3 protein-coding genes are annotated in these 1,674 nt (G+C 42.8%); all 3 read left to right on the forward strand.

Annotated elements, in window-relative coordinates; translation table 11 throughout:
• Nucleotides 1-269, forward strand: a 269-nt coding sequence (locus AB6C75_RS23435) for a hypothetical protein (protein ID WP_231904684.1), incomplete at its 5' end; no start/stop codon positions are given.
• A gap of 83 nt (nt 270-352) precedes the next feature.
• Nucleotides 353-883 (forward strand): hypothetical protein, encoded by a 531-nt coding sequence (locus AB6C75_RS23440; protein WP_372109503.1) that lies wholly within the window; start codon nt 353-355, stop codon nt 881-883.
• A 584-nt stretch (nt 884-1,467) separates the two neighbouring features.
• Nucleotides 1,468-1,674, forward strand: a 207-nt coding sequence (locus AB6C75_RS23445; RefSeq protein ID WP_372109505.1) for a hypothetical protein, incomplete at its 3' end; no start/stop codon positions are given.

Here is a 1,674-nt window from a genome sequence, read left to right on the forward strand (position 1 = left end):
ATACCGTGGCACACACCCGCACCGAGATGCTGCATACCAAGGGAACGGGCGGACTCTTTAATCAAGCGCGCTTTGATGGGGTAACTGATGATGTAAAACTTCAGCAAGAGGAAGCGCAGAAGCCCATCATCAAACCTGAGCCGATGATTGAACTGACCGTCAAGTCGCAGGTAGAAAAGGAGATCACTAGACCCGAAAGGACGGAATACGTCACCTCCGACCAAGCCTATCCTGCGGTGCCAAGATACACACAAAATTCGAAAGAATAATACTTAACTAGGTGCATAAAAAAGAACTTTATGCACCGCCTAAATACTGGTATTATGATCAGGTATCTAGAGGGAGAATGACCATGAAAACAGTCTTACCATTGCTACTGCTTACTTGTGCGAGCGTGCAAGCTCAACCCCACTCTCCTGAGCTCACTCAACTGCTGAGTGAGATACACGAGCAGTACGAAAACCCCAAATTATCTAGCGCCCCTAGAGCAATGGCAGACATCACCAAACTGCCTTACTTCTTGCAGCACATTGACGAGACGGACACCGTGGAGTCACAAATTCTGAAAGCTCATCTTCAAGCCCTGCAAGAAGCATATTTCGGCAATGCTACCCGCCAACAAGAGCTTGGAGGTAATAACTGGTTCTGTATGCGCGATTTGATGGCACTCGATCCGAAGCGCCACCCTGAATTTATTGAAGATATGATCTGGACGGTGCTTGAAAAGACGGCAAAGAATGATCCAGGGCGGTTTACTCGATATAATTATGCTTCTTCATTTGTAATGTCAACTTCGGTTATTTTTGAGTATGGATTGCAAACTAAATACCCTTGTTACAGCCCCATCCCAAAAGCCTTGCAATTTCAAGGCTGGAAATATTAATCTCGGCATAGGATATCCATCGAGAGTGAATGTAATTTCAGGTATAAGGCCAGTACGAGAGAGTAGGAACGGGTTAAATGTCTTTATTCTAGATTAGGTATTCGTTGGCCGCTGCTTGGGCACAAAAACGTTCCTTTAACCCCTTATATAGCCCAAGAAAGTATTACGTTCCTGTTTCCATGAGTAGCAAGCAATAAAGTATCCTCTTAAAATGGCAGCGATCGCATCGGTACGCTGCTATTTGTTCTAATGAATCATTAGAGTAGTAGCTCTAGCTCATTTCTGCCCCGAAATTGGTTTCGCAAAAAATTCCACAATCACAGTCGATCAGTTTTTGACCTAATAGAACTAATCTGACAAACAAAACTCACAAAGAACTTAAAATGGGTATCAGAGTGCAATTCTTAGTTCGAAGCAACTAGTTGATTTTTGATCAGAAAATCGCGCAGGAAGCGTTACAAACTTACAAGGTGCTATGGAAGCATATCGCCTTGTAAAGTATCGAAAAACTTCGCTAAGAGCGCTTGAGGCGGTCTAAGGGCTGTTTCTGATAGCAAACTCACACATTTACCATAATAGGAATAATGAACACCACTTTTTTATGCATCTTCACTCTTAAAGGGGTTAAAATATTTTTGCGGGCTAATGATGGCCTATCAAAACAAGGAGATATGAATATGAGATGTAGTTGCTGTAATTCTCAATTAAACAGTGGAAGGGTTTTCAAAAGATTAGCGGCTCTTCTCCGCTTAGATGAGCTTGATTTCTGGGTAAAAGGTAGAGTGAGTTTC

This window comes from Vibrio sp. 10N.237.312.B06, from assembly GCF_041464685.1.
Taxonomy (GTDB): domain Bacteria; phylum Pseudomonadota; class Gammaproteobacteria; order Enterobacterales; family Vibrionaceae; genus Vibrio; species Vibrio tasmaniensis_A.

Coding starts and splice junctions, on each gene's coding strand:
- AB6C75_RS23440 (WP_372109503.1), top strand. CDS start 353: ATGAAAACAGTCTTACCATTGCTACTGCTTACTTGTGCGAGCGTGCAA.